This is a genomic window from Legionella sp., from assembly GCF_049790535.1.
In the GTDB taxonomy this organism is placed as follows: Bacteria; Pseudomonadota; Gammaproteobacteria; order Legionellales; family Legionellaceae; genus Legionella.
This window is the reverse complement of record NZ_JBAQZB010000107.1, coordinates 1-4395: the sequence shown is the minus strand read 5'-3', so window position 1 is coordinate 4395 and position 4395 is coordinate 1. Positions and strand designations below refer to the sequence as shown.

Below are 4395 nucleotides of genomic sequence, written 5' to 3'. Positions count from 1 at the left end.
AGAAATGGTAAAATCACGAAGGAACACAAGAGTTACGAGCCACCATGGCAATATACCAATTAAGGCTAACGAAATAAAACTGGAGGCAATTAATAATTTATCTGCCAGAGGATCAACAAAAGAACCAAAAAAACTTTGGCAATTAAAACGTCGGGCTAGAAAACCATCCAGTCCATCAGTTAGACCGGCGAGGATGAATGTAATAAATGAATTAACATATTCTTGATGATACAAATATATCAAAAAAGGAGCAATTAGTCCTAATCGAAACAATGTCAACGCATTTGGTAAGTGTCTTAGTATCATAGGCCATACGATAAATTTAAGTACCCTTAATTTGATTGATTGCTAAGGGGAATATATATTTGTTCCAAATGATAGACCTGAATAAGTAGTCAGACAATTGGGAATGATTACAGCCTAGTTTATACAATAGTCTTAATTCTGTCACGCTATTGAACATAATCTTTAAGCTAGATTTACTTATTTGTTGCAAATACATGATAGAATCTTAAATTTTTATGTCAGAGGGTTAACTTGATTAGATACAGAGCCGACATTGATGGCCTGAGAGCAATAGCAATTATTTTTGTTCTAATTTATCACGGTGGCTTTACTTTATTCCCCTCAGGCTTCATTGGTGTAGATATATTTTTTGTTATTTCTGGATTTCTTATAACCACAATCATCCATGAATCATTAACAGAAGGTCATTTTTCCTTTATCGAATTCTACCAGCGCAGATTATGGCGTTTACAGCCGGTTTTGGTTTGTTTTCTACTGGTTATAAGTTTATTAGCTCTATTTTTTTTGTTACCCGAAGATTTAATTCAATACAGTAATAGTGCACGTAAAACCTCTTTATTTATTTCTAATCTCTATTTTAATAGGACAACCACAGGATATTTTTCTCCGGATACCCGTCAACTTCCATTATTGCATATGTGGTCACTTTCAATTGAATGGCAGTGTTATTTGATTTTACCTTTAGTAGTGTATGGTTTGCATCGATTGTGTAGAAAATATTTAGTTGCAATTGTCTATCTGTTTACCCTAGCTTGTTTTATATTGTGTTTACACTATTCTAAAAGCTATCCCGCGCAAACTTATTATCAATTTTCCAGTAGAATTTTTGAATTTTTAATTGGTGCGTGCATTACGTTAATACCAATGAAAAAACGGGTAATTAATAGCTATTTTTTAAATGGTGCTGGCGGCTTGGCATTGAGTCTACTCTTTTATATTGCTAGTTTGGATCATCTTTTATTGGGTTATCCAGATTGGTATGCCTTATCTGCATGTATGGCTACAGGATGTTTAATTACTTTAGGAAAATTTTATCCAACGCAATTTTTTGTGAGGTTCCTTTCTTTTAAGCCCCTGGTTTTTATAGGATTGTTATCCTACTCCTTATATATTTGGCATTGGCCAGTCTTTGCACTTCTAAGGTATTACGGTATTACAGAAACACCAACGGTTTTGCTGGCTGTTTATGGGATTGTTTTTATTGTTGCTTACCTTTCCTGGAACTACATTGAAAAGCCTGCACGTCAATTTAAAACAATTCCATTTCATTATACCTTAGCGAGTTTATTGCTATTACCGATTCTGTTTGCTCAGATAAATGCTTATTTGATCAAAGCCCATGATGGATTTCCATCGCGTTTTAGCAAAGAATTAGTGACTATTTATCAACAATTGGGACATTATGCGAGTACACAGCGATCTTTATGTATGAGTGGAGATCAGGATAAAGTGAACTTAGAATGCATTTTAGGTGCAAAAAAAACGAATTCTAAAACGGGGTTTATGATAGGTGATTCATTTTCTAATCATTATTGGGGATTTATGGATACGATTGGAAAAAATGCAGATGTATCTATATTAGCCCAAGGTGTTTCCTCCTGTATTACCTTGCCTGGTATTTATCTTTATGATTGGTGGCACTATAAAAATCTGCCCTATCAAACATGTTATAATCTAACCCAAAAATATTACCGCATGATTCAAGAAAATCATTATGACTATGTAATCCTTGGTCAGCTTTGGACTAATTACATCTCGAATAGTGTAATTAATAAATTAGGAGATGAACGTTCAATTGAACTTGCTAAAAAACGTCTAGAAGTTGCTTTAGATAAAGCACTTGCACTTATAACAGGATCTGGTGCAAAACCAGTACTGATTAATACCAACGCATTGATGGAAAAAAATTTTCACGATTGTTTTTTTAAGCACATTAAACTGCGTAAATCCTATGAGCCGGGACACTGTAATTTTAAGCTAATTTTAACTGATGCAGATCAATGGATTAGTCAATTGTTTGGTAAAATGAAAATTAAATACCCTCAACTAATCTTTATCGATCCTAAGAAAGTTCAATGTGAACGAGACATTTGCAAGGTAGATATTAATGGTATTCCAGTTTATCGGGATGCAGGGCATATAACAGATTATGCATCTTATCAATTCGGTCAACAGTATTTAAAAAAATTTTCTAATCCGCTGTTAATTTGAAATTTAAAGGAAGGGTTGCTTTTACTTTAAAAGAGCAACTACAATTTCCACGATAATCAGCACAATAATGATGATTTCCAGATTATGTCCGTGCTGGTTGTCAAGGTAGCCATTAAACATTTCAAAAATTTCGTTTAATGTGTCCAGTCGATGATTAATTGCATTAACCCTTCTTTGGATATGTAGGTATCGTTCAAGCATTGCAAAATATTGTTCAAGTGTAGGATGTTTCCAAAAATACTTAGGGTGATAGAGAAAATTACTGATTAAATTCATTTCACTTTTTGCCCCCAGAATTTCACCAATAATCTGTTGTATGTGTGTGCGGCTAATTTCCATTTCGCCAGAATGAGATAGGGTTTGGATCATCGGATTATATTTTTCAATCAACCCATCAATGATGGTTTCAAAATATTGCAGCTTCACCGATTGAGAAAATCCATAAGACAAACTGAGCTTGATTTCATCACTGTCATCTTCTATTGTCAAACAATCTACCTCAAAATAATGATGTGGTTCTATAGTAGTTTTATCACCTGCTTGGAAATGGAATTCGTCATGAACTAAAAGGTTTACAGGTTTATCAATCAGCTGCTTAATGGTGTTTAAATAATCATTGATCTGATACCGTTTGATTCCCCAGGAAACTACCGTCCCATTTTTAAATACGTAAATAGAATGGTTCTTATGGGTATTGGGGGTGAGTTTTACTACGTCTCGAGTTTTCAATGAACTAAATTCACTGGAACTATTCTTAAAATGATGATCAATACGTGATAAATCAATTGTTTTGGCAATACAAAAACTTAAACATTCCATGATAGTAGTAACCTACAATAAAGATAAAAGTGTTTGCTGAAATGAACAGTAATGCAAACACTGGATGCTGACTTAATACAATGTAATTGGAACATTATACAATAATTTTAGTAATTATCTCAAATTTAGTTGGGATGCATTTTATTTGAAGGAATTATTTTTCATTTTTGAGAAGAAAATTGGGCTTTACGTATTCTGCCCAACGTTGCTATTCATCTTAATTATGTCTCACTATCAACTGTTTCACGATTAGAATAGGCTTTCTTTTTATCTGTAGCACCACCTAACCATTGTGGACAAACTTCTAATATCGCCGCGATTTTATCCAGTTGATCGCATTTAGGTAAAATATGACCAAAAATAAGCGAGTTCGCCATATGGCGAGAGACATCGAATACTTTAGATACAGCCTTGATTTTTTCGCTTAATTCTTCGGGGAAACCTAATGCTGCTAATTCGCGGTTAAAGCGCTGCGAAAATACTTTACTGTTCATTTTCTCACTCCGTGAAAAAACATTATCCAGCACTAAGCAAATCAAATGCTGCCCTCACTCTGATCTGTCAATCCTTGCATCAGATAAAAGAGTTATAGCGTATTTTTTTTAAATCGCAAAGTTTTTTTTAATTTGCAATCAGATGCCTACCACCAAGTTATCACAGTGACAACTAGTTTGTCACATTTAGCCAATTTGAGCTTAGTTTTCGACTGAATGAAAGATGTTCTTTCACCTAATTTATGCTTATAATATGAAAAAAAATTATACAATGGCGGTAGTCGTGTTTGGTGTTAACAAAATAGAAGGCAAAACTTTTTTTAAAAAAGCAAAGCATGATGAGCTTTTAATCACTAGTTGTTTTTTTACGTTACAAGGTGAGGGACCTTATCGTGGTCATCCTGCATATTTTATACGTTTGGCTAAATGTAATTTAGCTTGTTCTTTTTGTGATACTTACTTTGATACAGGCGAATGGCGAAGTTTTTCTTCTTTATTGGAAGAAGCTGATGGTATTATTGACACATTTTTCAAAAATCGCAATAGCTCTACCCCTGTGTGGGCC

4 protein-coding genes and 1 pseudogene are annotated in these 4395 nt (G+C 33.8%); 2 read left to right on the top strand and 3 right to left on the bottom strand.

All coding sequences use genetic code 11. The features are described 5' to 3' along the window. The coding region (locus WA877_RS06415; RefSeq protein ID WP_425170096.1) for a CDP-alcohol phosphatidyltransferase family protein at positions 1 to 306 on the bottom strand (306 nt) is incomplete at its 3' end. A 234-nt stretch (positions 307 to 540) separates the two neighbouring features. On the opposite strand from WA877_RS06415, the gene WA877_RS06410 reads away from it, so the two are divergent. Beyond that, positions 541 to 2517, top strand: a complete 1977-nt coding sequence (locus WA877_RS06410; RefSeq protein WP_425170097.1) for an acyltransferase family protein — start codon at positions 541 to 543, stop codon at positions 2515 to 2517. Positions 2518 to 2538: 21 nt separating this feature from the next. Here WA877_RS06410 and WA877_RS06405 read toward each other — a convergent pair whose 3' ends face one another. Continuing rightward, the gene (locus WA877_RS06405) at positions 2539 to 3336 is read right to left on the bottom strand and encodes an RMD1 family protein (protein WP_425170095.1); all 798 of its coding nucleotides are present in this window, start codon (positions 3334 to 3336) and stop codon (positions 2539 to 2541) included. A 221-nt stretch (positions 3337 to 3557) separates the two neighbouring features. Further along, positions 3558 to 3830: a hypothetical protein gene (locus WA877_RS06400; RefSeq protein WP_425170094.1), complete on the bottom strand. Its 273-nt coding sequence runs from the start codon at positions 3828 to 3830 to the stop codon at positions 3558 to 3560. A gap of 253 nt (positions 3831 to 4083) precedes the next feature. On the opposite strand from WA877_RS06400, the pseudogene WA877_RS06395 reads away from it, so the two are divergent. Continuing rightward, a pseudogene (locus tag WA877_RS06395) lies at positions 4084 to 4395 on the top strand (7-carboxy-7-deazaguanine synthase QueE); the annotation flags it as partial.

Excerpts from the sequence above, each read along its gene's own strand:
- WA877_RS06405 (WP_425170095.1), bottom strand. The coding sequence starts at position 3,336 with ATGGAATGTTTAAGTTTTTGTATTGCCAAAACAATTGATTTATCACGT.
- WA877_RS06400 (WP_425170094.1), bottom strand. The coding sequence starts at position 3,830 with ATGAACAGTAAAGTATTTTCGCAGCGCTTTAACCGCGAATTAGCAGCA.